General features: G+C 64.0%; 19 protein-coding genes, 1 tRNA gene and 1 pseudogene. 12 read left to right on the forward strand and 9 right to left on the reverse strand.

The window, feature by feature from the left end:
* The first annotated feature begins 16 nt into the window (after positions 1-16).
* A complete protein-coding gene (mutS, locus tag AC0NIE_RS01290; protein WP_473484125.1) occupies positions 17-2,767 on the forward strand; it encodes a DNA mismatch repair protein MutS in 2,751 nt (916 codons plus the stop codon).
* Positions 2,768-2,995: 228 nt separating this feature from the next.
* On the opposite strand, the gene AC0NIE_RS01295 is transcribed toward mutS, so the two are convergent.
* From AC0NIE_RS01295 to AC0NIE_RS01305, 3 genes are all read right to left on the reverse strand, one after another.
* On the reverse strand, positions 2,996-3,841 hold the full coding sequence (locus tag AC0NIE_RS01295; protein WP_473484128.1) for an aldo/keto reductase: 846 nt from the start codon (positions 3,839-3,841) through the stop codon (positions 2,996-2,998).
* 94 nt (positions 3,842-3,935) lie between these two features.
* Positions 3,936-4,337, reverse strand: coding sequence for a CopM family metallochaperone (gene copM, locus AC0NIE_RS01300; RefSeq protein WP_473484131.1), 402 nt, complete (start codon positions 4,335-4,337; stop codon positions 3,936-3,938).
* A 43-nt stretch (positions 4,338-4,380) separates the two neighbouring features.
* Positions 4,381-6,885 (reverse strand): heavy metal translocating P-type ATPase, encoded by a 2,505-nt coding sequence (locus tag AC0NIE_RS01305; protein ID WP_473484133.1) that lies wholly within the window; start codon positions 6,883-6,885, stop codon positions 4,381-4,383.
* 380 nt (positions 6,886-7,265) lie between these two features.
* Between AC0NIE_RS01305 and AC0NIE_RS01310 the strand changes: the two genes are divergently transcribed.
* Positions 7,266-10,067, forward strand: a complete 2,802-nt coding sequence (locus AC0NIE_RS01310; RefSeq protein WP_473484136.1) for a [protein-PII] uridylyltransferase — start codon at positions 7,266-7,268, stop codon at positions 10,065-10,067.
* A 46-nt stretch (positions 10,068-10,113) separates the two neighbouring features.
* Positions 10,114-11,697, forward strand: coding sequence for a murein biosynthesis integral membrane protein MurJ (gene murJ, locus AC0NIE_RS01315; RefSeq protein WP_473484139.1), 1,584 nt, complete (start codon positions 10,114-10,116; stop codon positions 11,695-11,697).
* Between the two features lie 45 nt (positions 11,698-11,742).
* On the opposite strand, the gene AC0NIE_RS01320 is transcribed toward murJ, so the two are convergent.
* On the reverse strand, positions 11,743-11,904 hold the full coding sequence (locus AC0NIE_RS01320) for a hypothetical protein (RefSeq protein ID WP_473484141.1): 162 nt from the start codon (positions 11,902-11,904) through the stop codon (positions 11,743-11,745).
* A gap of 425 nt (positions 11,905-12,329) precedes the next feature.
* Between AC0NIE_RS01320 and trpS the strand changes: the two genes are divergently transcribed.
* The 3 genes from trpS to AC0NIE_RS01335 all read left to right on the forward strand — a co-directional run bounded on the left by trpS (position 12,330) and on the right by AC0NIE_RS01335 (position 14,958).
* On the forward strand, positions 12,330-13,427 hold the full coding sequence (gene trpS, locus AC0NIE_RS01325; protein WP_473484144.1) for a tryptophan--tRNA ligase: 1,098 nt from the start codon (positions 12,330-12,332) through the stop codon (positions 13,425-13,427).
* Between the two features lie 135 nt (positions 13,428-13,562).
* Positions 13,563-14,054: a universal stress protein gene (locus tag AC0NIE_RS01330; protein ID WP_095493836.1), complete on the forward strand. Its 492-nt coding sequence runs from the start codon at positions 13,563-13,565 to the stop codon at positions 14,052-14,054.
* A 334-nt stretch (positions 14,055-14,388) separates the two neighbouring features.
* Positions 14,389-14,958, forward strand: coding sequence for a NifU family protein (locus AC0NIE_RS01335; protein WP_095493837.1), 570 nt, complete (start codon positions 14,389-14,391; stop codon positions 14,956-14,958).
* 124 nt (positions 14,959-15,082) lie between these two features.
* Here the strand turns inward: AC0NIE_RS01335 and AC0NIE_RS01340 are convergent, their stop codons facing one another.
* Positions 15,083-15,700 (reverse strand): L,D-transpeptidase, encoded by a 618-nt coding sequence (locus AC0NIE_RS01340; RefSeq protein ID WP_473484530.1) that lies wholly within the window; start codon positions 15,698-15,700, stop codon positions 15,083-15,085.
* A gap of 225 nt (positions 15,701-15,925) precedes the next feature.
* Between AC0NIE_RS01340 and cueR the strand changes: the two genes are divergently transcribed.
* Entirely contained in the window at positions 15,926-16,348 is a 423-nt protein-coding gene (gene cueR / locus AC0NIE_RS01345; RefSeq protein WP_473484147.1) for a Cu(I)-responsive transcriptional regulator, read from the forward strand.
* Between the two features lie 44 nt (positions 16,349-16,392).
* Here cueR and AC0NIE_RS01350 read toward each other — a convergent pair.
* Positions 16,393-16,718 (reverse strand): annotated as a pseudogene (locus AC0NIE_RS01350) (GYD domain-containing protein).
* 151 nt (positions 16,719-16,869) lie between these two features.
* Here AC0NIE_RS01350 and AC0NIE_RS01355 point away from each other — a divergent pair.
* From AC0NIE_RS01355 to AC0NIE_RS01375, 5 genes are all read left to right on the forward strand, one after another.
* The gene (locus AC0NIE_RS01355) at positions 16,870-17,169 is read left to right on the forward strand and encodes a DUF1330 domain-containing protein (protein ID WP_127317620.1); all 300 of its coding nucleotides are present in this window, start codon (positions 16,870-16,872) and stop codon (positions 17,167-17,169) included.
* A 96-nt stretch (positions 17,170-17,265) separates the two neighbouring features.
* Positions 17,266-17,339 (forward strand) — tRNA-Cys (locus AC0NIE_RS01360).
* Positions 17,340-17,459: 120 nt separating this feature from the next.
* Positions 17,460-17,960: an MmcB family DNA repair protein gene (locus tag AC0NIE_RS01365; protein WP_473484533.1), complete on the forward strand. Its 501-nt coding sequence runs from the start codon at positions 17,460-17,462 to the stop codon at positions 17,958-17,960.
* A 184-nt stretch (positions 17,961-18,144) separates the two neighbouring features.
* Positions 18,145-18,891: an SDR family NAD(P)-dependent oxidoreductase gene (locus AC0NIE_RS01370; protein ID WP_473484149.1), complete on the forward strand. Its 747-nt coding sequence runs from the start codon at positions 18,145-18,147 to the stop codon at positions 18,889-18,891.
* Between the two features lie 42 nt (positions 18,892-18,933).
* Positions 18,934-19,956 (forward strand): RNA polymerase subunit sigma-70, encoded by a 1,023-nt coding sequence (locus AC0NIE_RS01375; RefSeq protein ID WP_473484151.1) that lies wholly within the window; start codon positions 18,934-18,936, stop codon positions 19,954-19,956.
* Here AC0NIE_RS01375 and nhaA read toward each other — a convergent pair.
* The 3 genes from nhaA to AC0NIE_RS01390 form a co-directional block, all read right to left on the reverse strand.
* Positions 19,953-21,143, reverse strand: a complete 1,191-nt coding sequence (gene nhaA, locus AC0NIE_RS01380) for a Na+/H+ antiporter NhaA (RefSeq protein WP_473484154.1) — start codon at positions 21,141-21,143, stop codon at positions 19,953-19,955. The two genes, AC0NIE_RS01375 and nhaA, sit on opposite strands and share 4 nt — an antisense overlap.
* Before the next feature lie 186 nt (positions 21,144-21,329).
* A complete protein-coding gene (locus AC0NIE_RS01385) occupies positions 21,330-21,893 on the reverse strand; it encodes an ActR/PrrA/RegA family redox response regulator transcription factor (protein ID WP_123146405.1) in 564 nt (187 codons plus the stop codon).
* A gap of 63 nt (positions 21,894-21,956) precedes the next feature.
* The gene (locus AC0NIE_RS01390) at positions 21,957-23,282 is read right to left on the reverse strand and encodes an ActS/PrrB/RegB family redox-sensitive histidine kinase (protein ID WP_473484535.1); all 1,326 of its coding nucleotides are present in this window, start codon (positions 23,280-23,282) and stop codon (positions 21,957-21,959) included.
* Positions 23,283-23,288 lie beyond the last annotated feature (6 nt).

The raw sequence follows: 23,288 nt of genomic DNA on the forward strand, positions 1-23,288 counted from the left end.
TTTTGGAAGCAGCTTCTTGAACGACGAAACGCCCATTCGCAGCGACAGCGCTACGACGGCCTTTGCGCCGGCGACGCCGATGATGGAGCAGTATATCGAGATCAAGGCGGCGAACCCGGATTCGCTGCTGTTCTACCGCATGGGCGATTTCTACGAGCTGTTCTTCGACGACGCTGAGAAGGCGAGCCGGGCGCTCGGCATCGTCCTGACCAAGCGCGGCAAGCACCAGGGCCTCGACATCCCGATGTGCGGTGTGCCGGTGCTTGCCGCCGACGACTATCTGCAGAAGCTGATCGGACAAGGGTTCCGCGTCGCCGTCTGCGAGCAGATCGAGGATCCGGCCGAGGCGAAGAAACGCGGCGGCAAATCGGTGGTGCGACGCGACGTGGTGCGGCTGGTGACGCCAGGCACGATCACCGAGGACAAGTTGCTGGCGCCGTCGGAATCGAGTTTCTTGATGGCACTTGGCCGGGTCAAAGGCGGAGCGGAACCAAGAGGCGGGGAGCGCGGCAACGCGACAGGGAGCCAAGGAAGTTTTGCGCTGGCCTGGATCGAGATATCGACCGGCGCCTTCCGCGTTGCCGAGACCACCGCCGACCGGCTGCTCGCCGATGTCTTTCGCGTCGACCCACGCGAGTTGATCGTCGCCGAGCAGGTGTTTTACGACGCCGAGCTGAAACCGGTGTTCGATGTGCTCGGCCGGGTCGCCAATCCGCAGCCACCGAGCCTGTTCGATTCAGCGTCGGCCGCCGGGCGCATCGCCCGCTTCTTCGAGGTGGCGACGCCGGACAGTTTCGGCACGTTTTCCCGCGCCGAACTATCGGCGATCTCAGGCGCCATCGCCTATGTCGAAAAGACGCAGAAGGCCGAGCGGCCGCCGCTGTCGCGGCCCGAGCGCGAGGAGCAGGGTTCGACGCTGTTCATCGATCCGGCGACACGCGCCAATCTGGAACTGCTGCGCACCCTGTCCGGCAGCCGCGAGGGTTCGCTGTTCAAGGCGATCGACCGCACGGTGACCGGCGGCGGCGCGCGGCTGCTCGCCGACCGGCTGATGGCGCCACTGACCGACCCGGCGGCAATTGGTGCGAGGCTGGATTCGGTATCGTTCTTCCGCTCCGAGACGCGACTGTGCCAGGCGGTGCGGGCGGGCCTGAAGAGTGTCGCCGACATGCCCCGCGCCCTGTCGCGGCTGGCGCTCAACCGCGGTGGCCCGCGCGACCTCGGCGCGCTGCGTGCCGGGTTCGAGGCAGCCGGCGCTATTGCCGAACTGTTTGGGGCGACCGCCCTGCCGCAAGAACTGGCGGCGGCGCTGGCGGCGATCGAGGCGCTGCCACGCCCGCTGGCCGAGCATCTGACGCAGGCGCTTAGTGACGAGCTGCCGCTGCTCAAGCGCGACGGCGGCTTCGTCCGTTCCAGCTATCATGGTGAGCTCGACGAGTTGCGGGCGCTGCGCGATGAATCGCGCAAGGTGATCGCCGGGCTGGAGCGCTCGCTGATCGACGAAACCGGCATCCGCTCCCTGAAAATCCGGCACAACAATGTGCTTGGCTACTACATCGAAGTCACCGCCAACCACCATGCGATCATGACGAGCAGCGATGGGGCGAAGGCGCGCTTCATCCATCGCCAGACCATGGCCAACGCCATGCGCTTCACCACGACGGAACTGGCCGAGCTGGAATCGAAGATCGCCAATGCCGCCGACCGGGCGCTGGCGATCGAGCTTGCCGCCTTCGACAGGCTGACGGCGGAAGCGGTCGGCCAGGTGGACAAGATCCGCGCCGGCGCCGATGCGCTTGCCGTGCTCGACGTGTCGTCGGCACTTGCCTTGCTTTCCGAAAGCGAGGCCTGGTGCCGGCCCATCGTGGACGCGAGCCTCGCCTTCGCAATTTCGGGCGGGCGGCATCCGGTGGTCGAACAGTCGCTGCGGCGTTCGGGCGAAGGACCGTTCGTCGCCAATGATTGCGATTTGTCGCCGGAAGGCGACGCCAAAAACGGCGCGATCTGGCTGCTGACCGGCCCCAATATGGGCGGCAAATCGACCTTCCTCAGGCAGAACGCGCTGATCGCCATCCTCGCCCAGACCGGCTCCTTCGTGCCGGCGGCATCAGCTCATATCGGCGTCGTCGACCGGCTGTTTTCACGTGTCGGTGCCTCCGACGATCTGGCGCGCGGCCGCTCGACCTTCATGGTCGAGATGGTCGAAACGGCGGCGATCCTCAACCAGGCCGGCGAGCGTGCGCTTGTAATCCTCGACGAGATCGGCCGCGGCACCGCTACTTTCGACGGCCTGTCGATCGCCTGGGCGGCGGTCGAGTATCTGCACGAGAAGAACCGCTGCCGGGCGATCTTCGCTACCCATTTCCACGAAATGACGGCGCTGGCCAGCAAACTCGCTCGACTGCACAATGTCACCATGCGGGTCAAGGAATGGGAAGGCGACGTGGTCTTCCTGCACGAGGTCGGCAAGGGTGCCGCCGACCGCTCCTATGGCGTGCAGGTGGCGCGTCTGGCCGGCCTGCCGGAAGCGGTGGTCGGCCGGGCCAGGGAAGTGCTGCACCAGCTGGAAGCGGGCGAGGTGTCGGGCAAGGCCAACCGGCTGGTCGACGATCTGCCGCTGTTTTCGGTGGCGGTGAAACGAGAAGCGCAAAAGCCGGCCAGGGATGACGCACTCGGTGCCGCGCTCGGCGCGATCAACCCCGACGAGATGACGCCGAGGGAGGCGCTGGAAGCGCTTTATCGGCTGAAGGGAATGGCGGGGAAGTAGCTGGGCCTCGTCCGATAGTGCTCTACGGCGCCCCCCTCTGTCCTGCCGGACATCTCCCCCACTTGGGGGGAGATTGGCAGCTTCGCAGACAGCATCTTTTCTCCAGCGTTGGAGATTGGCGAAGACGATGGGGATAGCCGATCTCCCCACCTGTGGGGGAGATGTCCGGCAGGACAGAGGGGGGCGCGAAGGAACGCGGCCCTTAGTTTTATTTCCCCGCTTCTATCCTCAAATCATCTGCAGGCCCTGCTTCCGCCTCGGCGGCGGGAAGGCGCGGTCGATTTCGGCGAAATCCTCACGCGTAAGCTCGATGTCCAACGCAGCGACATTCTGGCGGACATGCTCTTGCCTGCCGGCCTTTGGAATGGCGATGACGCCGTCCTGTGCCATCACCCAGGCCAGCGCCAGCTGAGCCGGCGTCGCATCGTGGCGGGCGGCGATGGCTTCGAGCCTGGCGTTGCGCGCCAATACGCCCTGATCGACCGGCGAATAGGCCATCAGCGGAATGCCGCGCTGCCGGCTCCAGGGCGCAAGGTCGAATTCGGGGCCGCGCTGGGACAGATTGTAGAGGATCTGGTTGGTCTGGACGCTGTCGCCGGCCGGCAGGCTGACCAGTTCCTCCATCTCATGGGTGTCGAAATTGCTGACGCCCCAGTGGCGGATCTTGCCGGCCTTTTTCAACGCCTCGAAGGCCTCGACCGTTTCCGCCAGAGGCACGCTGCCGGGCCAATGCAGCAGATAGAGATCGATGCGGTCGGTGCGCAAATGCCTGAGGCTTCTGTCGCAGGCTGCCGGCACGCCGGTGCGCGAGGCGTTGGACGGCAGCACCTTGGAGACCAGGAACACCTCGTCGCGGCGCCCGGCAATGGCATCCGCCACCACGTCCTCGGCACCGCCGCTGGCATAAATTTCGGCGGTGTCGATCAGCATCATGCCGAGATCGAGCCCGAGCTTTAGCGCGTTGACCTCATCGGCGCGGCGACGGCCGTCCTCGCCCATTTTCCAGGTGCCCTGACCGAGCACGGGAACGGCTTCGCCCGAGGGCAGTGTGGTGGTTCTTATCGTTGACGGCATGATGCGCTCCAGTCGAGACTGGATGGCACCACACCCTTCCGGAGAAATCCAGATGAAAAGTCCTTCCCTGGATTCCCCGCGAACTGCCTGATGTCTACTTCACCGGATGGGCGGCGAGCCAGGCCTGCATCTGCTTGATCTCTGCTTCCTGCGCCGCGATCACTTCTTCGGCCAATTTGCGCATTTCCGGATCCTTGCCATTGGCAAGCTCGACCTTGGCCATGTCGATGGCCGCCTGGTGATGCGGGATCATGCCGCGGGCGAAATCGACATCGGCATTGCCGGAATATTCTATCGCCATCATGTCGGTGTGCATCTTGTCCATCGCCGTCTTGTAACCGTCGGTCGAGGGGCTTTGCGCGCTCATAGTCCCCATGTCGGGCGCGCCCATGTCGTGTTTCATCTCCTGGGCTTGCGACGGAATGCTTTCGAGGAAAACGGCAAGCAGCATTCCCGCCGCCATCAGCAGCAGCACGATCTTCTTGGCCAAGGTCATTCATTGTCTCCTTTTTGAACGAATTTCTATCTGGGGGCTTGGCTCAGAGTTTCAACGTCCTGAGCCGCAACGCGTTGGAGATGACAGAAACCGAGGACAGGCTCATCGCCGCCGCCGCCAGCATCGGCGACAAAAGCGTGCCGGTGAGAGGATAGAGCACGCCAGCGGCGACCGGCACGCCAAGCACGTTGTAGAGGAAGGCGAAGAACAGGTTCTGGCGGATGTTGCGGATCGTTGCCTGGGCGAGTGTGCGGGCCCGGACGATGCCGTTGAGATCGCCCTTGACCAGCGTGATCCCAGCGCTTTCGACCGCTACATCGGCGCCGGTGCCCATAGCGATGCCGACATCGGCGGCGGCCAGCGCCGGCGCGTCGTTGACGCCGTCGCCGGCCATGGCGACGCCGGCGCCCCTGGCGCGCAACTCCTCGACAAGCGCGCTCTTCTGCTCCGGCAGCAGGCCGGCACGCACCTCGTCGATGCCGAGTTTGCTTGCGATGGCTTTCGCCGTGCGTTCGTTATCGCCGGTCGCCATGATGATCTTCAAGCCGCGGTCGTGCAGCGCCTTGATCGCCTCGGGTGTCGTCGCCTTGATCGGGTCGGCGACGGCGACGATGCCGGCCAGTTTGTTGCCGACGGCGACGAACATCGCAGTCTTGCCCTCGGCCTGCAGCGTCTCGGCGCTGATGGAGATGGATGCGATATCGATGCCGAGATCGGCCATCATCGCAGCGTTGCCGAGCGCGACCTTCTTTCCCGACACCGTGCCGGAAACGCCCTTGCCGGTGACCGCCTCGAAACCGCCGGCGTCGGGTATCTTTACCCCGCGTTCACGGGCACCTTCGACGATCGCCTCGGCCAGCGGATGCTCCGAGCCTTTTTCGAGGCCGGCGGCAAGGGCCAGCAGATCATCTTGCGTCATGCCCTCGGCTGCAACGACGTCGGTCACTCTCGGCCGGCCTTCGGTCAAGGTGCCGGTCTTGTCGACAATCAGCGTGTCGACCGAGGCAAAGCGTTCGAGCGCCTCGGCGTCCTTGATCAGCACGCCGGCATGCGCGCCGCGCCCTGTGGCGGTCATGATCGACATCGGCGTGGCAAGGCCCAGCGCGCAGGGACAGGCGATGATCAGCACCGAGACCGCCGAGACGATGGCAAAGATCAGGCTGGGTTGCGGCCCGAAGATCGCCCAGGCGATGAACGCAACGATCGCAACCACCACGACGGCCGGGACGAAATAGAAGGAGACGCGGTCGGCCAGGCCCTGGATCGGCGCGCGCGAACGCTGCGCCTTGGCGACGAGCTCGACGATCCGCGCCAGCGTAGTTTCGGCGCCGATCCTCTCGGCGCGCATGATCAGCGAACCGTTCTTGTTGAGCGTGCCGCCAGTGAGCGGGTCGCCTTCAGTCTTTTCGACCGGCAGAGGCTCGCCTGACAGCATCGATTCGTCGATGGAAGAGCGGCCTTCCAGCACGATGCCGTCGACCGGCACGGCGTCGCCGGGGCGGATGCGCAGGCGGTCGCCGGCCTTGACCGTGTCGAGCGGCACGTCGTTTTCGGAACCGTCCTCGCCGATCAGCCGCGCGGTCTTCGGCGCGAGGTCGAGCAGCGCGCGGATCGCCGAGCCGGTTTTTTCACGGGCGCGCAATTCCAGCACCTGGCCGAGGAAAACCAGCGCCACGATGACGGCGGCCGCCTCGAAATAGACCGGCACCGTGCCCTCATGACCGCGAAACTGGTGCGGAAGTATATCCGGGAACAGCGTGGCGACGACGCTGTAGAGATAGGCGGCGCCAACGCCGAGCGAGATCAGCGTCCACATGTTGGGGCTGCGGTTGAGAACCGATTCCCAACCGCGATGGAAGAAGGGATAAGCGGCCCACAATACAACCGGGCTGGCCAGCGCCAATTCCACCCAGATCTTGGTCGAATCGTCGATGAAGGCGCTAAACGTCACGCCGAGCATCGGCGCCATGGCGAAGATCAGCAATGGCACAGACAACGCGGCACTCACCCAGAAGCGCCTGGTAAAATCGACCAGTTCCGGGTTCGGCCCCTCATCGCCAGTCGGCACGCCCATCGGTTCTAGCGCCATGCCGCAGATCGGGCAGGCGCCTGGCTTGTCGCGGACGATTTCGGGATGCATCGGGCAGGTGTATTGCGTGCCTTTCGGCATCGGCTGCGGCTCTGGCCTGTCGCCAAGATACTTTGCCGGCTCCGCCTCGAATTTCAGCTTGCAGCCGGCCGAGCAGAAATAGAAGCCCTGGCCGTCATGCCGGGCAAAGTGCTTCGCTGTGGCACGGTCGACACGCATGCCGCAGACCGGGTCGGTGGCGGTAAGGTACTTTCCCGGCTCGGCGGTGAATTTCGAACGGCAGCGCTCGCTGCAGAAGTGAAAGAGATGGCCGCCATGCTCGGCTGTCAGCTTGCCGACGGCCGGATCGACGGTCATGCCGCAGACCGGATCGCGAATGACGGCGTCGGCCACGGACGGAGCAGCTTTCGCCGCGCAGCAGCCGCTATGGGCGTGATGGTCGTGGTCGGAATGGGTCATGCGGAAAGGCCTCTCTGTCTCGATCTCGAAACGGAGGTAGTGCTTCCAGTGACTGGAAGGTCAAGGGCCAATTTCGACGTTTCGTTGCCCTGGTGCATGCCGGACGGGCCTGGGCGGAAAAATCCCGCAGCCAAACCGCGTCCACGCTATGGACGCCGCCACTTTTGGGCTTGGCAACATCGTCCAGCAAGACCATCTATCAGCTTGTTCCAGCGCTGTGCGTCCAGGGCCAGTTCCTGGACGAAGCGACCATCTGCCGGCGGCGGCAGGAGGCGATCATCGCGTTGGACTACCGTGGAGAGCGTGTCCGTCCGCCCCATACCCAGCGCCGGGAAAACGCGCTATAGACGCCGCCGAAACGGCGAGGCCGAACGGCACGTATGGCAAGAATCTCTCTAAAGCTCGATGAACTGATCGACAGCGAAGCCTTGCGCTGCGAGATGACCGCGCTGACCGCGGCCACGGCAGGCGACGGCTCCGGCAAGGCTGCGCGCGCCGGTGTTCTCCAGCTTCTCAAGGGCAGGCTGGCCGCCGGCCGCAGCATCGCCGAACGCATGCTGATGGACGACGGCAGCGGCACCGCCTGCGCCGCCCGGCTGTCGCATCTCATGGACGAGATCATCCGCGCGCTCTACGATTTCGCCGCCACCCATGTCTATCGCGTCAAAAACCCGTCTTCGGCCGAACGCATGGCCGTCGTCGCGGTCGGCGGCTATGGCCGCGGCACGCTGGCGCCGGGATCCGACATCGATCTCCTCTTCCTGCTGCCCTACAAGCAGACGCCATGGGGCGAGCAGATCGTCGAATACATGCTCTACATACTGTGGGATCTGGGGCTGAAGGTCGGTCACGCCACCCGCAACATCGACGAATGCCTGCGGCTGTCGCGCACCGACATCACCATCCGCACCTCGATCCTGGAAGCGCGTTTCCTGTGGGGCGAGCAGAAGCTTTACGACGAACTCCTGCAGCGTTTCGACCGCGAGGTGGTGCGCACGACCGGTCCCGAATATGTGCAGGCCAAGCTTGCCGAACGCGACGAACGCCACGCCAAAGCCGGCGAAAGCCGCTATCTGGTCGAACCCAACGTCAAGGACGGCAAGGGCGGCCTGCGCGACCTGCAGACGCTGTTCTGGATCGGCAAGTATTTCTACCGGGTGCGCACCGGCGAGGAGCTGGTCGACAAGGGCGTCTTCACCGGCACCGAATACCGGGAATTCCAGAAGGCCGAGGACTTCCTGTGGGCGGTGCGCTGCCACATGCATTTCCTCACCGGCAAGGCCGAGGAACGGCTGCATTTCGACATCCAGCGCGAGATCGCCGAACGGCTGGGCTACACCACACATCCGGGCCTGTCGGCGGTCGAACGCTTCATGAAGCACTACTTCCTCGTCGCCAAGGATGTCGGGGATCTCACCCGCATCTTCTGCGCGGCGCTCGAGGAAGAGCAGGCCAAGCATGTGCCGGGCTTCAACCGTATCTTCCTCACCTTCTCGCGCCGCAAGCGCAAGCTTGCCGGCACGTCCGATTTCATTATCGACAACCATCGCATCAACATCGCCGACGACCTGGTGTTCGAGCGCGATCCGGTCAATCTCTTGAGGCTGTTCTGGTTTGCCGACAAGCACGGGTTGGAATTTCACCCCGATGCGCTGAAGCTGCTGACCCGTTCGCTCGGTCTTGTCGGCAAGGCATTGCGGCGCGACGAGGAAGCCAACCGGCTGTTCCTCGACATATTGACGTCGGACCGCAATGCCGAACTCAATCTCAGGCGCATGAACGAGGCGGGACTGCTGGCAAAGCTGATCCCGGATTTCGGCAAGATCGTCGCCATGATGCAGTTCTCGATGTACCACCACTATACGGTGGACGAGCACCTGATCCGCTGTATCGGCGTGCTGGCCGAGATCGAGCGTGGCGACGGCGGAAAGATCCACCCGCTCGCCCACACGCTGATGCCGGGGCTGAAGAAAAGCCGCGAGGCGCTCTATGTCGCGGTGCTTTTGCACGACATCGCCAAGGGGCGGCCGGAGGACCATTCCGAAGCGGGCGCTCGGATCGCGCGGCGCACCTGCCCGCATATGGGGCTGTCGGCGGCCGACACCGAAACAGTCGCCTGGCTGGTCGAGAACCATCTGATCATGTCGATGACGGCGCAAACGCGCGATCTCAATGACCGCAAGACGATCGAGGATTTTGCCGCGACCGTGCAGTCGGTCGAACGGCTGAAGCTGCTGCTCGTCCTCACCGTCTGCGATATCAGAGGCGTCGGGCCGGGCGTCTGGAACGGCTGGAAGGGGCAGTTGCTGCGCACGCTCTACTACGAGACCGAATTGCTGTTGACCGGCGGGTTTTCGGAGGTGTCGCGTGCGATGCGCACTGCGGCTGCCCGCGAAAAGCTGGCCGAGGCGCTCGCCGATTGGCCGGAAAAGGCGCGCAAGCGCTATGTCGCCAAGCACTACGAGAATTATCTGCTGACGGTCGATCTCGCCGACCAGCTTCGCCACGCCGAATTCATCCGCGAGGCGGATGGGGCGGGCAAGAAGCTCGCCACCATGATCAAGACCCACCAGTTCGAGGCGGTGACCGAGATTACCGTGCTGGCGCAGGACCATCCGCGCCTGCTATCGGTCATTGCTGGCGCCTGTGTGGCGGCCGGCGGCAACATCGTCGACGCGCAGATCTTCACCACCTCCGACGGCCGCGCGCTGGACACCATCCTGATCTCGAGGGAATTCGACCGCGACGAGGACGAGCGCCGCCGCGCCGAGCGCGTCGGCCGGCTGATCGAGGACGTGCTGTCGGGCAAGAGCTGGCTGCCGGAGATGATCGAAAAGCGGACCAAACCGCGGCGTGGCGCCAAGGTCTTCCGCATTCAGCCGCGCGCTGAAATCCGCAACACCCTGTCGAACCGGTTCTCGGTGATCGAGGTCGAGGGGCTGGATCGGCCGGGCCTGCTGTCCGAGATCACCGGGGCGCTGTCCGACCTGTCGCTCGACATCGCCTCGGCACACATCACCACTTTCGGCGAAAAGGTCATCGATACCTTCTATGTCACCGATCTCACCGGCCAGAAGATCGACAGCCCGACGCGCATGGCGGCCATCCAAAACAGGCTGATTTCGGTCCTCGAAGGCGCCGTGCCCGAGCGCGGCGGCAAGGCCAAGGCCGCCGCCGAGTGAACGCCGTCCTCGATTTTTCCCGATCACCCAGGCAATCTGCACACACATGAGCCTTGTCAAGAAATTCGCGACGGTCGCTTCCGGCACGCTGATGAGCCGCGCGCTCGGCTTCGGCCGTGAGATGCTGATGGCGGCCGCACTCGGCACCGGGCCGATCGCCGACGCCTTCAACGCCGCCTTCCAGTTCCCCAACACCTTTCGCCGGCTGTTTGCCGAAGGCGCCTTCAATGCCGCCTTCGTGCCGCTCTTCGCCAAGGAGATCGAGACCCACGGCACCGATGGCGCCAAGCGCTTTTCGGAAGAGGTGTTCGGGGTGCTGTTCACGGCGCTGCTGGCGCTGACCATCGCCATGGAACTGGCGATGCCGCTGATCGTGCGCTATCTGGTGGCGCCGGGCTTTGCCGACACGCCGGGAAAGTTCGAGATGACGGTCCGGCTTGCGACCATCATGTTTCCCTACCTGATCTGCATGTCGCTCGGCGCCATGATGGCCGGCATGCTGAATTCGCTGCGCCGCTATTTCGCCGCCGCAGTGGCACCGGTATTTCTCAACATCATCCTGATCGGCGTGCTCGCCTACGCCTGGCACAAGGGATCGGACGCGCGCACCGTCGGCTTCGCATTGGCCTGGGGCGTGCTGGCGGCGGGGCTGGTCCAATTGGCGATCGTCTGGGTGGCGGTGCGCCACGCCGGCATCTCGATCGGCTTTCGCCGGCCAAAGATGACGCCCAGCGTCAAGCGGCTGCTGATCCTGGCGCTGCCGGCGGCGATCACCGGCGGCATTACCCAGATCAACCAGCTGATCGGCACGGCGATCGCCTCGGCGCAGGACAGTGCGGTGTCGTCGCTCGCCTATGCCGACCGCATCTACCAGCTGCCGCTCGGCGTCGTCGGCGTCGCCGTCGCCATCGTGCTTCTGCCCGAACTGTCGCGGACGCTGAAGTCAGGCAATCTCATCGAGGCGGCCAATCTGCAGAACCGGTCGGTGGAGTTCACCTTGTTCCTTACCTTGCCAGCGGCGGCGGCACTGCTGGTCATGTCGGAGCCGATCGTGGGGCTGGTCTACGAACGCGGGGCATTTGCCGCCAACAACTCGACGCCGATCGTGGCGGCAATCCTGGCGATCTTCGGCTTGGGCTTGCCGGCCTTCGTGCTGATCAAGGCGTTCACCCCCGGCTATTTCGCCCGCGAGGACACGCGCACGCCGATGATCTTCGCCGCCATCTCGGTGGCTGTGAACATCACCACCGCGCTGACGCTGTTTCCGCAGATGGGCGCGCCCGGCATCGCCGTCGCCTCGGCCATCGCCGGCTGGGTCAATGCGCTGATGCTGCTCGGCGTGCTGATCCGGCGCGGCCATTGGGGCCGCGACGTACCGCTCATGAGACGCATCCCACGGCTGGTACTGTCGGCGGCGGCGATGGGGGCGGCGCTCTATGCCGCCGAGCACTGGTTTGCCGCCCAACTTGCCTCGGCCTCACCGCTGGTCATCAAGGCTACGACGCTTCTCGCGCTGGTAGCCGGCGGGGCGTTGCTTTATTTCGTCACCGCCTTCGCCATCGGCGGCGCCGATTTCGGCATGATCCGGCGCAATATCAGGCGGAAGGGCTCCCCTTCGACTAGGGAATAGTCTCCAGATTCGTAAGCCTAACCGTAGCGATCCGGTCGACAAGCATCAGTCTTCGCCGGACAATTCGTCATAGACCGGGCGCGGCAGCGGCTTACGTGCCTGCTTGCTAAGTTCGATCCCGAATTCGGCCCGAAGTCGCGCCACTGTCTCCAACAGCGTCTCGCGGCCATGTCGGCGCTCCAAAGCTTTCTCGTTGGAAATGGTCATCCATTTCTCGTCAGATCGTTTGCAGAATACGTTCCACCCTATCATACATATCGATGTCGGCGCTGCCCCTCATTGCCCTGCCGGGCATTTCTCCTCGTAAACGGGGAGAAAGAAGCTGACCGCCCCTCGGCGCCCTTCCTGCAACGCTTGTCGTTGGCGAAACCGTCGATGACGCGTCTTTCTCCCCGTCTCTATACGGGGAGAAATGTCCGGCAGGACAATGAGGGGCGGCGCCGACCTGTCAAGCCGAGACAGGCGCTATAGGCGCGGCGCCAACAACATCGAACAAGCAATCCGACCTGAAGCAATTGCTTTGCCGCGATCGCCTACAGCCCCTTGATCCGCTCCCCGCTCTCGTCCATAAGCGCGCCGTCGAAAGACTTTCGCCGCGCGCGAAACGGCCCTCCACAAGCCAGGAAAATCCCATGACTGACTCCAATCAGCCCGTCTTCAATCAGCCTGCCTTCAAGCCACTCGTCTTTTCCGGCGTCCAGCCGACCGGCAATCTGCATCTCGGCAACTATCTCGGCGCCATCAAGAAATTCGTCGCCCTGCAGGACACCTCCGATTGCATCTATTGCGTCGTCGACCTGCATTCGCTGACCGCGCAGCTCGTCCATGACGATCTCAGGGACCAGACGCGCTCGATCACCGCGGCGTTCCTCGCCTCCGGCATCGACCCGAACAAGCACATCGTCTTCAACCAGTCGCGGGTCATGCAGCACGCCGAGCTCGCCTGGATCTTCAACTGCGTGGCCCGCATCGGCTGGATGAATCGGATGACGCAGTTCAAGGATAAGGCCGGCAAGGACCGCGAGAACGCCTCGCTTGGGCTGCTCGCTTATCCGAGCCTGATGGCGGCCGACATCCTCGTCTATCGCGCCACCCATGTGCCGGTCGGCGATGACCAGAAGCAGCATCTGGAGCTGACACGCGACATCGCGCAAAAATTCAACAACGACTTTTCGGACCGCATCGCCGGCCTCGGCGTCGGCGTCGAGATGAAGGTCGGCGAGGAGACGGTGAACGGCTATTTCCCGCTGACCGAACCGATCATCGGCGGACCGGCGGCGCGCATCATGTCGCTGCGCGACGGCTCGAAGAAGATGTCGAAGTCGGATCCGTCGGACCTGTCGCGCATCAATCTGACCGACGATGCCGACACCATCTCCAAGAAGATCCGCAAGGCCAAGACCGACCCCGAGGCGCTGCCCGGGGAATTGGACGGCCTGGCCAGCCGGCCCGAAGCCGAAAACCTCGTCGGCATCTATGCAGGTCTCGCCGAGATATCGAAGGAGGCGGTGCTGAAAGAGTTCGGCGGCCAGCAATTTTCGGTGTTCAAGCCGGCACTGGCCGACCTCGCCGTGGAAAAGCTGGCGCCCGTTGCCGGCGAAATGCGCCGCATTTCCGATGACCGCGCCTATGTCGACGCGGTGCTCAGGGATGGCGGCGAGCGGGCCGGCGCCTTGGCCGAGGCGACGATGAAGACCGTGCGCGACATCATCGGCCTGCTGCAAAGCTGAACCTTAAAGCGCCGCACGTCCATTTGGACGCGCAAAAGACGCACTGACGCACCCGACATCGCTACATCCGCCGGTCGCTTGCGGCCGGGCTGTGGCGGTGGCAGATTGCGACCGAAACCATCGAACAGGGTGAATATGGTCTCCAAACGCCTCAGCCGAGAAGCCGGCCATCGCCGCAAGTTCCTGGCGATCATCGACGACACGCCCGAATGCGAGCGGGCCGTCGTCTACGCCTCGAAACGCGCGCAGAGCACCAACGGCGTGCTGGTGCTGCTCTATGTGATCGAGCCCGACGATTTCCAGCATTGGCTGGGTGTCGAGAAGATCATGCGCGAGGAGGCCACCGCCACCGCGCGGGCGGCGCTTGATGCGTACGCCAACAAGGTGCGCCAGAAACTCGGCATCGAGCCGGAACTGGTGGTGCGCGAGGGCAAGCCGACGGAAGAGATCCACAAATTGATCGAGGAAGACCAGGATATCGCCATCCTCGTGCTGGCGGCCGGCGCCGGCAAGGAGGGACCGGGGCCGCTGGTCGGTGCGGTTGCCGGCAAGGGCGCCGCCTTCCCGATCCCGGTGACGGTGGTGCCGCAGAACCTGTCGGACGAAGAAATCGACAGCCTGGCCTAAGGTGTGCTGATATTCAGGTGAGGCCGGCCTGCGGCGGCTTCCTGCGCTTCCGGTGCTCACGTACCCAAAGTACGCTCCGCTCCGGTTCTCGGAATCCACCATTCTCGGCGCGGCCTGACCTGAATCTCAACACACCTTAGCGCAAAATCCCTGGCCAGCGCAAAAATCGAAGTGCTACAGCCCTTGCACGTCGAATAAGGACGCGCGGCGCTGTGGAAGAAATTTCATTCTCTCGGGCGGCCGTTCCGGCGATGGCTTTCGCTTGAATGTCCTGCCGATAAGGCCTATTTAGAATTATTCCAAACTATCTGCCCGAACGGGCACGGAGACGTCCATGTTCATCCAGACCGAATCGACGCCAAATCCGGCGACATTGAAGTTCCTGCCCGGCAAGGAAGTGCTTGTCGAAGGCACCGCCGATTTCCGCGATGCCGACAGCGCCGCTACGGCTTCGCCGCTGGCCGGCCGGCTGTTCGAGATCCCCGGCGTCACCGGCGTCTTCTTCGGCTATGATTTCGTCACCGTGACCAAAGACGGCCCCGATTGGCAGCATCTGAAGCCGGCGATCCTCGGCGCCATCATGGAACATTTCATGTCCGGCGCGCCGGTGATGGCCAAGGCCGGCCCCGCCGCCGAGACCAGTCAGACCGGCGAATTCTACGACAAGGCCGACGAGGAGTTGGTCATCACCATCAAGGAACTGCTCGACACACGGGTGCGCCCGGCCGTCGCCCAGGACGGCGGCGACATCACCTTCCGCGGTTTCGAGAACGGCACCGTGTTCCTGCACATGAAGGGCGCCTGCGCCGGCTGCCCGTCATCGACGGCGACGCTGAAGCACGGCATCCAGAACCTGCTCCGGCATTTTGTGCCCGAGGTTCAGCAGGTCGAGCAAGTCTCTTAGAGACTCCGCTCAAAAATACGCTAATTCACCTTCACGCGATAACAAAACAAAAAACCGGGCCAAAGTGCCCGGTTTTCTGTTCTGGACGTCTGTTGTTGCCTAGACGGTCCGCATATGAAAGTTTTTACAGGACGATGACCTTGGCGCCGACCGAGGTGCGGTCGTAAAGGTCGATGATATCCTGGTTCATCAGCCGGATGCAGCCCGACGACATCGCCTTGCCGATCGAGTTCCACTCCGGGCTGCCATGCAGGCGGTAGCCCGAATCGCCGCCCTTGTTGAACAGATACAGGGCGCGCGCGCCGAGTGGGTTGGTCAATCCCGGCTCCATGCCGCCGGCAAATTTTGCGAGTTCCGGCTGCCGCTTGACCATCGCCGAAGGCGGCGTCCAGGTCGGCCATTCGCGCTTCACCGCGATACGGGCGGTGCCGCGCCATTCAAAACCCTCGCGGCCGACGCCGATGCCGTAACGCATCGCCTCGCCGCCGCCCATGACGTAATAGAGAAACTTGTTCTGCGTATCGACAACGATGGTGCCCGGCTTTTCATCGGTGTCGTAGGTAACGACCTGCCGGCGGTACTTGAACGGCACCCTTTCGATCGGAATGCGCGGCAGTTGATAGCCCGCATCGGTCATCGGGCCGTAGTTGTTGGTGAATATCCGCGAGCCGATGGTGCTGCAACCAGCAATAGCCGTCGACAGCGCAAGTGCGGCGACGATTGCGAATGACTTCATGCGCATGAAAAGGTCCGATGCCCCACCCAAGAGATAGCGGCACGAGACGGCCGCCTGGTCGCCATCATTCATGCTGGCATTTGCTTTGCTTGCCAAGCGCGCGATGCCTATATGCAGGGGCTTACATGCGGGTAAGTCCGCAACTGTGGCTTTCCGGCAACGGCCTTCATAAGATTATGTAGGAAATTCAATGGGGCGGTCCGCCAGCCCGCCAGAAGTCGAGGAACTGTCATGAATGTCGGAGATGCCGCCCGCCGTTCCGGCCTGCCGGCCAAGACCATCCGCTACTATGAGGAGATCGGCCCGATCCGACCGCAGCGCGCCGGCAACGGCTACCGCGACTATTCGGGCGCCGACATCCACCGGCTGACTTTCCTGCGCCGCGCGCGCAATCTCGGCTTTTCGATCGACGACTGCCGCCAGCTGATGGCGCTCTACCAGGACCGCAGCCGCGCCAGCCATGACGTGCGCGAGATCGCCGCCGCGCATGTGAGTGCAATCGAGGAGAAGGTGCGCGAGCTGCAGTCGATGCGCTCGACCCTGCAGAAGCTGATCCATGCCTGCCACGGCGACGACAGACCTGACTGCCCGATCCTGGACGATATTGCGGGGGCTGCGCAGGCTGGAGATAAAATCGCTTCCGCGGCGGCGTGAGCGACTAGCCTCCGACACTCCGCGAGGCCGCAAACGGGCGGCCCTTACGACCCCGGCGGGCGATACCGGATCGACTTTGCCTTCCCAAGCGCTTGCATCGTCTCTTCGACGCTTAGGAGGACGGTGGTCTCATACGAGCTGAGCGCCCCGCCCGCACCGATAGCCAGCATGACAGATGCCATCGAAACGTTGTCTGGAGCCTCCCATAGATTCCAGCCATCGTGCTCTCCGAAGGCGTACCAGAACCCGTGTAGCTTTCCGCCCACCGATTCGATGTAGGAACGGTCCGCCTCGCGTCGATCCTCGGGGTTTTCGATCAAGCGCGCCAAGTTTCGGGCGTATAGCCGAATTGCGTGAGATACATCGGCATGGTTCGTCTCCTCCCAGAGCTGTCCCCAACGAATGTAGTAAAGCGCCCGATACAGGGAGAGGCGAGTCGTTTCCGAGGCGTAGTACCGCTGGCTTAGTTGCGGGGCCGCTAATGGAGGTGCTTCACTGGCTTTCTTCAGGGAGTAAGGCCAATGGCAGCGTATCTCATTGCTGATGTAGACATAACCGATGCCGCCGTTTTCGAGGAATACCGCCGGGATGTGCCAGCAACCGAAGCGCGCTATGGGGGACGGTACATCGCTCGTGGCGGAGCCACCAAAGTGCTGGAAGGCGATTGGGAACCTCATCGCCTGGTCATTGTCGAGTTTCCGGACATGGCCTCCCTCATGGCATGGTACGGCTCTCCAGAGTACAGCCGGCTCAAAGCTATCCGTGAACGCTGCGCAAAGACAAGGATCATTGCTCTGGAGGGCGTGATCCCCGTTGGTTGAAGGCCGGGTTTGTTAACCGGATAATCGCCCAGAGAAAGGCCGGCCGGGCGTCGACAGGTTGACTAAGCGCTGATGGATTAGGCATAGAGGCACCAAGGTCTGAGGGCGGGACGGTGACGCATCGGTCAGCAAAACCTACGTAGTGGGTTCAATTCCTACTCAGACCTCCAGCCAGCCCACTGGCGCTGATCTGTTCCGCTGTTGCATTATTTTCCGGTGGGTTTGTCAGCCAGATAATCGCCGAAAGAAAACGGGTTCAAACCGTGAACAGAATCTGGCATGGTGCCGCCATGCCAATCATCTCACCTGTACCCCTCAATCCCCTGATCGACGGCCGCCAGTCGGAACGCGCCATGCTGGTTCGGCGCGGCGTGCAGCGGCTGCTCAAGGAAATGGGCGCGCATGTGCTGCCTGAGCTGTCGCTGGCCACCGGGCGCCGCGCCGACCTCGTTGCGCTGACCCGCCAGGGCGACATCTGGATCATCGAGATCAAGTCCTCAATCGAGGATTTCAGGGTCGACCGCAAATGGCCGGACTACCGGCTGCACTCCGACCGCTTGTTCTTCGCCACCCATCCCGGCGTGCCCTCGGAGATCTTTCCGCAGGAATGCGGCTTTATCCTCTCCGACGGCTACGGCGCCGAAATCCTGCGCGATGCGCCCGAGCACCGCATGGCGGCGGCCACGCGCAAGGCGCTGATGCTGAGGATCGCACGGGCCGGTGCATCGCGGCTGCTCGCGGCGGAACTCGCCGGTGTGGCGGTGCCGGCGCTGGACGGTGAAAGCGAATAGGAGTGCGCCGCGTCGGCGACAAGCCTCGCACGTCGCACCAGCGTTGGCATCGGACCGTGCCTTTCTGCGGGCCTGCCGATCCCCTCGAGATGATTTTTGAACTTGCACCGATGATTTCCGCCTGCCTGCGCTGTCCTGATCAATAGGCGCTGGAATGGTCCGGTGGCGGAAAGAGAGGTGATCCATGGGATCGTTACAAGGTCAGAATGTCGTCGTCATCGGAGGAAGCCGGGGTGTCGGCCGCTCGATCGTGGAAGCCGCGCTTGGCGAAGGGGCAACAGTGCTTGCAGTTGCTCGTGGCACAGAAGCCCTGCAAGAGCTCTCCTGGGAGACATCAGGCGTGAAGACGCTGGCGGTCGACGCCACCAACGAGACCGCACCCGAAGCGGTTTTCGCCGCGCTTGAACCAGACGTCCTTGTGATCTGCGCCGGCGCCCTAGCTCCGTCCGCGCCCGTCCAGGAACAGAGCTGGGAGGACTTTTCGGCAAACTGGGAAATGGACGTCAAGGCATCGTTCCTGTTCTGCAAGGCGGCACTCCAGGGTCGGCTCAAGCCGGGGAGCCGGGTGGTTCTGATCTCCAGCGGCGCGGCATTCAGCGGCGGGCCGCCGAACTCTGGCGGCTATGCCGGCGCAAAACGCATGCAGCTGTTCCTCGCCGGTCATAGCCAGAAGGAATCGGACCGACTTGGTTTCGGCCTGCGTTTCATGGCGCTTTCGCCGGCGCGCATCATGCCGGGCACCGGCGTCGGCGATCGCGGCATCGACGGCATTTCGGCCTATATGGGCATTAGCCCGGCGGACTTCCTGGCGGGCATGACCGACATGCAGACGCCGGCCGATGTCGCACGGGCTGTAGTCGCGCTCGCCACCGGCCAAGCGCAGGGCTGCTCCTTCGTGGTGAGCGGCAGCGGACTTGCGGCGGCGGCATGAGGCGCGCAGGATGCCAGCCGACTTCAGCACCGCGGGCTTCCTATGACAGACGCTCCTGGCCCTGTTGAGCCATTGGGCCTGCCGGTCCTCGATCGGCTGGCCTTCGAGCGCTTGACAGTGGCTCATCGCCGCGAGCTCAAGCTCCACTGCTACCGGATGATGGGCTCGTTGCACGAGGCGGACGACCTCGTGCAGGACACTTTCCTGCGGGCGTGGCGCGCACGGTCGCAGTTTGACGGACGAGGCTCGGTTCGCGGCTGGCTCTACACAATCGCCACCAATAGCTGCCTCAACGCCATCAAGGCGAGGTCGACGGCGCATCGCATTCTCCAGCAACCCGAACGGCCGCCCTCCAACGGGCGGGCCGTCGGCGGGCCTGCCGAGCTCACCTGGCTGGAGCCGTATCCGGACGCCGAGCTTCCGGACCTCGTTGACGGCGAGCCCGGCCCGGAAGCGCGCTACGAGACCCGTGAAGCGGTGCAACTTGCCTTCGTCGCGGCGATCCAGCTTCTGCCGCCCAGGCAGCGGGCCGCCCTGTTGCTTTGCGATGTGCTGGGGTGGTCTGCGGTCGAGACGGCGCAATTGCTGGGTGGATCGGCCGCTTCGATCAACAGCGCCTTGCAGCGGGCCCGCGCAACGCTTGGCGAGCGATACCCTCAGGGACGCCCCGTGCAGCGGTCACGGTCCAGTCCGGAGGAGGGCCTGCTGCTCGAACGCTACATGCGTGCCTGGCAGACCGCCAACCTCGACGGCTTCATCGAACTCTTGAGGGATGACGCCACCTACCACATGCCGCCATGGCGGGAATGGTACCAAGGGCGCAAGGCGATCCGCGATTTCATCGAGACCGTGTGGGGCAATTTTGCCGGCTATCGCACGGTGGCCACCCGAGCCAACGGCCAGCCCGCTGTCGGGGTCTATGCACTGGACCATCGTGACCGTGTATGGCGACCCCACTCGCTGCATGTCATTGAGCCCGCCGACCGCAAAATCGTTTCCCTGACGATCTATGTACCGCCGCTCGGGCCCGAACTGTTTGCAGCCTTCGGCCTGCCGCCGGTCTAGTCCGCTTCCGCCTCGCCCGCCGCCGGCGCGATCAGCAGCACGGCGGCGCCGAGGATCGCGGCGATGAAGGAGCCGGCCAGGATGCCGACCTTGACCGCGTCCTGCAGCTCGACGTTGCTGGCAAAGGCGAGCAGGCCGATGAACAGGCTCATGGTGAAGCCGATGCCGCAGAGCAGCGAAATGCCGACCATGTGCAGCCAGCCGGCATTGACCGGCAGATCGGCAAGGCCGAGCCGGATGGCAAGCGCGGAAGAACCGAACACGCCGACCAGCTTGCCGGCGACGAGGCCGGCGGCGACGCCCAGCGTCAGCGGCTCGATCAGGGTGGCTGCGCTCAGGCCGGCGAGCGAAACGCCGGCATTGGCGAAGCCGAAGATCGGGACGACGACGAACGGCACTATCCTGTGCAGACCGTGCTCGAGCCGGTGCAGCGGCGAATGGTCGACATCATGGCTGATGCCCGGGGAGATTTTCAAAGGTATGGTCAGGGCCAGCGCCACACCGGCGAGCGTGGCATGGACGCCCGATTTCAGCACCAGCACCCACAGGACGGCGCCAAGCACGAGATAGGGCAGCAGCGTCAGCACCTTCATGCGGTTGAGAACGACGAGCAGAGCGATGACGGCGAAGGCAGCGCCGAGATAAGCGAGCGACAGGCCGCTCGTGTAGAACACTGCGATGATGATCACGGCGCCAAGGTCGTCGATGATGGCGAGCGCGGTGAGGAATACCTTCAGCGACCCCGGCACGCGGCTGCCGAGCAGCGACAGCACGCCAAGCGCAAACGCGATGTCGGTGGCGGTCGGGATCGCCCAGCCGGACAGAGCGGCTGGGTTGTCGCGGTTGATGGCGACATAGACAAGTGCTGGCACCAGCATGCCGCCGGCAGCGGCGATGCCGGGCAGGGCGCGGCGTGGCCAGGTCGAGAGCTGGCCGTCCAGCATCTCGCGCTTGATCTCCAGGCCGACCAGCAGGAAGAACACGGCCATCAGGCCGTCATTGATCCAGTGCGATACGCTGAGGGGTCCCAGATAGGCGTGAAGGGCATCGAAATAGGTTTCGGCCAGCGGCGAATTGGCCACGACCAGGGCCAATGCCGCGGCTGCCATCAGGACGATGCCGCCTGCCGCCTCGCTGGCTAGGAATTCGCGAAAAATGGAGATCGGCCGCGGCTTCTGGTCCTGCATGTCGTCTCCGTCCTATCGGCCGGCAGGGCCGGTGTCGCCTCGTGCGATGATGCGCAAACACCAATGGCAGGGCAAGTCTCTACAGCGCCGCGTATCCTTTAGGGCGGGCAAAGGACGCTGTAGCACTTTGATTTTGCGCTTGATCCCCAGCGAAACGCCGACGCGAACCTTCGGCTCGGTCAGGCGTCAGCGCGGCGCGCGCTTGGCGAGTATCCGCTGCAGCGTACGGCGATGCATGTTGAGCCGGCGGGCGGTCTCGGAGACGTTGCGATCGCACATTTCGTAGACGCGCTGGATGTGCTCCCAGCGCACCCGGTCGGCCGACATCGGGTTTTCAGGCGGTGCGGCGCGTTCACCCGCCGTGCGGGTAAGGGCCGCGAAAATGTCGTCGGCATCGGCCGGCTTCGACAGATAGTCGATGGCTCCCAGCTTCACCGCCGTCACCGCGGTGGCGATGTTGCCGTAGCCGGTGAGGATGATGGCGCGGGCGTCGTCGCGCTTCTCGCGGATGGCGGCGACGACGTCGAGGCCGTTGCCGTCGGCGAGCCGCATGTCGACCACGGCGTAGGCGGGCGGATTGGCGCGCGCCTTGGCCACCGCCTCCTCGACGCTCTCGGCCGTCTCGACCACGAAGCCCCTGGCTTCCATGGCGCGGGCCAGGCGCGTGAGGAACGGCTTGTCGTCATCGACGATCAACAGCGAGGTGTCCTCGCCTTCAACCATTGCGCCAATCGGTTCGTCGCCGTTCATCGTCTTGAAGTTCCTGCTGCCTGATTTTTACGCAAATATAGTTTTGGAGCGCTATTGTCCAATTCAAGCCGTGTCAAACATGGTGGCCGAAGCCGATTCAGGATTGAGGAAGACGCTACGCGGCCACGATATCTGCACGACGGCGCCCTCGCCCGGTTCGTTTGAATTGCGGAAATCGAGCGTAGCCCCCGAGCGTTCAAGCAAGGTCTTGGCTATGAAAAGCCCCAGTCCCAGGCCGCCGCCGGCCTCGGTGCCCTGGCGCGTCGACATATAGGGCTCGCCGATGCGGTCGATGATTTCGGGAGGGAAACCCGGCCCGTCGTCGGTGATCGAGAAGGTGACGGCAGCCTCGTTCCAGCTCCAGCGCACGGTGACGGCCTTGCGGGCAAAATCGACGGCATTTTCGACCAGATTGCCGAGGCCGTAGATGACGCCGGGATTGCGCCGCCCGACCGGTTCGGGGCCGATGCGCTCGCCGGGGCGAAGCTTGATCGAGATGCCGAAATCGCGGTGCGGGGCCGTCATCTCCTCGACCAGCGAAGTTAGCGGCATGCGGGAGAGATGCGCCTCGCCCTCGGAAGACAGGCTGGTCAGGCGCTTGAGGATTTCGCGGCAACGCTCGCTCTGCGAGCGCAGCAGCGTCACGTCCTCGCCGTATTTCGGATCGTTGCGGAGCGCCTTCTCCATCTCCTTGGCGACAAGCGTGATGGTGGCAAGCGGCGTGCCGAGCTCATGCGCGGCGGCGGCGGCAAGGCCGTCCAGCGCCGACAAATGCTGCTCACGCTGCAGCACCAGCTCGGTGGCGGTCAGCGCGTTGGCGAGCAGCCGGGCTTCCTCGGCCACGCGGAAGGCGTAGATCGCGGTGAAGGCGATCGAGGAAAACACCGCCATCCAGATGCCGGCGACATAGATGAACGGCATCTCCAGCGGCGCGCCCTCGTACCAGGGCAGCGGCAGATGGAAGAACACCAGCAGGCTCGCCGCCACCATCACCAGCGCGCCGAGGATGGCGGTCAGGCGCAGCGGCAGCGACGTCGCCGAGATGACGACGGGCACGGTCACCAGCACTGAAAACGGATTGGTGAGGCCGCCGGTCAGATAGAGCAGGCCGGCAAGCTGCAGGCTGTCGATGGTCAGGATGGCAAAAGCCGGGAGCGGGGTCAGCCGATGCGCCGCCGGATAACGGAAGGTCAGCAACAGGTTCATCCAGGCCGAACAGGCGATCAGCGCGAAGCAGGGGCTGACGGGCAGCGGGAACTTCAGCCCATAGGCAACGACGATAACCGCCAGGCTCTGGCCGACGATGGCAAGCCAGCGCAGTCTGATCAGCGTGTTGAGGCGCAGCCGCTGGCTTTGCTGGAAGTCGGGCGCCCGCAGGATGTTTATCATGGCCAA

Source organism: Mesorhizobium sp. WSM4842 (assembly GCF_055901575.1).

What these genes read in the sequence shown, in the direction of transcription:
- AC0NIE_RS01310 (WP_473484136.1), top strand. Translation starts at nt 7,266, where the DNA reads ATGGCAAGAATCTCTCTAAAGCTCGATGAACTGATCGACAGCGAAGCC.
- AC0NIE_RS01320 (WP_473484141.1), bottom strand. Translation starts at nt 11,904, where the DNA reads ATGACCATTTCCAACGAGAAAGCTTTGGAGCGCCGACATGGCCGCGAG.
- AC0NIE_RS01295 (WP_473484128.1), bottom strand. Translation starts at nt 3,841, where the DNA reads ATGCCGTCAACGATAAGAACCACCACACTGCCCTCGGGCGAAGCCGTT.
- trpS (WP_473484144.1), top strand. Translation starts at nt 12,330, where the DNA reads ATGACTGACTCCAATCAGCCCGTCTTCAATCAGCCTGCCTTCAAGCCA.
- murJ (WP_473484139.1), top strand. Translation starts at nt 10,114, where the DNA reads ATGAGCCTTGTCAAGAAATTCGCGACGGTCGCTTCCGGCACGCTGATG.
- AC0NIE_RS01385 (WP_123146405.1), bottom strand. Translation starts at nt 21,893, where the DNA reads ATGAACGGCGACGAACCGATTGGCGCAATGGTTGAAGGCGAGGACACC.
- AC0NIE_RS01375 (WP_473484151.1), top strand. Translation starts at nt 18,934, where the DNA reads ATGACAGACGCTCCTGGCCCTGTTGAGCCATTGGGCCTGCCGGTCCTC.
- AC0NIE_RS01390 (WP_473484535.1), bottom strand. Translation starts at nt 23,282, where the DNA reads ATGATAAACATCCTGCGGGCGCCCGACTTCCAGCAAAGCCAGCGGCTG.
- copM (WP_473484131.1), bottom strand. Translation starts at nt 4,337, where the DNA reads ATGACCTTGGCCAAGAAGATCGTGCTGCTGCTGATGGCGGCGGGAATG.
- nhaA (WP_473484154.1), bottom strand. Translation starts at nt 21,143, where the DNA reads ATGCAGGACCAGAAGCCGCGGCCGATCTCCATTTTTCGCGAATTCCTA.
- AC0NIE_RS01370 (WP_473484149.1), top strand. Translation starts at nt 18,145, where the DNA reads ATGGGATCGTTACAAGGTCAGAATGTCGTCGTCATCGGAGGAAGCCGG.
- AC0NIE_RS01305 (WP_473484133.1), bottom strand. Translation starts at nt 6,885, where the DNA reads ATGACCCATTCCGACCACGACCATCACGCCCATAGCGGCTGCTGCGCG.
- cueR (WP_473484147.1), top strand. Translation starts at nt 15,926, where the DNA reads ATGAATGTCGGAGATGCCGCCCGCCGTTCCGGCCTGCCGGCCAAGACC.
- AC0NIE_RS01365 (WP_473484533.1), top strand. Translation starts at nt 17,460, where the DNA reads ATGCCAATCATCTCACCTGTACCCCTCAATCCCCTGATCGACGGCCGC.
- AC0NIE_RS01340 (WP_473484530.1), bottom strand. Translation starts at nt 15,700, where the DNA reads ATGCGCATGAAGTCATTCGCAATCGTCGCCGCACTTGCGCTGTCGACG.
- AC0NIE_RS01330 (WP_095493836.1), top strand. Translation starts at nt 13,563, where the DNA reads ATGGTCTCCAAACGCCTCAGCCGAGAAGCCGGCCATCGCCGCAAGTTC.
- AC0NIE_RS01335 (WP_095493837.1), top strand. Translation starts at nt 14,389, where the DNA reads ATGTTCATCCAGACCGAATCGACGCCAAATCCGGCGACATTGAAGTTC.
- AC0NIE_RS01355 (WP_127317620.1), top strand. Translation starts at nt 16,870, where the DNA reads ATGGCAGCGTATCTCATTGCTGATGTAGACATAACCGATGCCGCCGTT.